The following is a 910-nucleotide window of genomic DNA, read 5'->3' as shown; positions in this document are numbered from 1 at the left end:
ACACTCCTATTCATCCCCCTGCGCGCGTCCACCGGAGTGGGCCGCCCAACCGGGGATGATTATTCAGCAAGTCCTGTACTGTCGACACGTGTCCACAGCCACTGCGACTGCCACCGTGACGCATACCGCCGCGCTCGCGCGCCTCGGCCACGCGCTCTCCGACTCCACGCGCGCGGGCGTGCTGCTGGCACTGCGGGAAGCACCCGCCTACCCCTCCGACCTAGCGGACGCTCTCGGCGTCTCCCGACAGGTCATGTCGAACCAGCTCGCGTGCCTTCGAGGGTGCGGGCTCGTGGAGGCTGTGCCGGATGGGCGGCGCACCTGGTATCGGCTTGCTGACTCTCACCTCTCACCCGCCCTGGACGAGCTGCTACGCGTCGTCCTCTATGTCGAACCGGGCTGCTGCGCCGGAGAAAGCTGCACCTGCGCATGACCACCACCACCCCTCGCCCCACAGACGACCGCCGGCACACTCTCCAACGCCGCATCAAGTGGATCGTCACCGCGACGATCGCCTACAACCTCATTGAGGCCGTCGTCGCCATCACCGCCGGCACCGTCGCCTCATCGGCTGCGCTGATCGGGTTCGGCCTGGACTCCACGATCGAAGTCCTCTCGGCGGCAGCCGTGGCCTGGCAGTTCACCCGCCGCGACCCCGAGCGGTGGGAGAAGGGCACGCTGCGCGTTATCGCCGTGGCGTTCTTCGCCCTTGCCGCCTACGTCACCGCAACGTCGGTGCTCGCGCTCGTGGGCCAAGTCGACGTGCAGCACTCCACTGTCGGAATCGTGCTCACCGCGCTCAGCGTCGTCATCATGCCATTCCTCTCGCTGGCGGAACGACGCGCGGGCCGCGAGCTGGGATCGGCAACCGCTGTGGCCGACTCCAAGCAGACCCTCATCTGCACCTACC

2 protein-coding genes are annotated in these 910 nt (G+C 67.7%); both read left to right on the top strand.

What is annotated here, in order from left to right; all coding sequences use genetic code 11:
* Positions 1-88: 88 nt before the first annotated feature.
* The gene (locus tag D8Y23_RS16585; RefSeq protein ID WP_240663949.1) at positions 89-433 is read left to right on the top strand and encodes an ArsR/SmtB family transcription factor; all 345 of its coding nucleotides are present in this window, start codon (positions 89-91) and stop codon (positions 431-433) included.
* On the top strand, positions 430-910 hold a 481-nt coding region (locus tag D8Y23_RS16580; RefSeq protein ID WP_128219110.1), incomplete at its 3' end, for a cation transporter. The genes D8Y23_RS16585 and D8Y23_RS16580, both read left to right, overlap by 4 nt.

It is taken from the genome of Microbacterium enclense (genome assembly GCF_004022425.1).
Taxonomy (GTDB): domain Bacteria; phylum Actinomycetota; class Actinomycetes; order Actinomycetales; family Microbacteriaceae; genus Microbacterium; species Microbacterium enclense_A.
This window is presented reverse-complemented; position numbering and strand designations above follow the sequence as displayed.